Origin of the sequence: Geobacillus sp. WSUCF1 (assembly GCF_000422025.1) — a bacterium.
Taxonomy (GTDB): domain Bacteria; phylum Bacillota; class Bacilli; order Bacillales; family Anoxybacillaceae; genus Geobacillus; species Geobacillus zalihae.
Window position 1 is genome coordinate 1 of sequence record NZ_ATCO01000250.1, and the last position, 249, is coordinate 249.

Genomic DNA, 249 nt, shown 5'->3' on the forward strand with positions numbered 1-249 from the left:
AGCTGCGGCGGCCCCGATTTCGGCCCGTACGGTCCTTCATCAAGCCATTTGCCAAGCGCGGCAAAATCGGCGCCAATGAAGCCGCTACTTCCCGCTTCATATTGATCGCTGGATCCGTTCCTTGAATGTGCTCCAACGCAATCCCCGCACAATCGCGGTTGTATCGCGCTGCGATCAGACGCTCATTCGCAGCGGCCGCAATGGCTGCTTTTGCTTCTTCGCGCGTGTTGGCCTGAAGCGCCGTCTGAA

The 249-nt window shown here is 59.0% G+C and carries 1 pseudogene; it reads right to left on the bottom strand.

What is annotated here, in order from left to right:
- Positions 1–249: pseudogene (locus tag I656_RS0117060) on the bottom strand (monooxygenase); the annotation flags it as partial.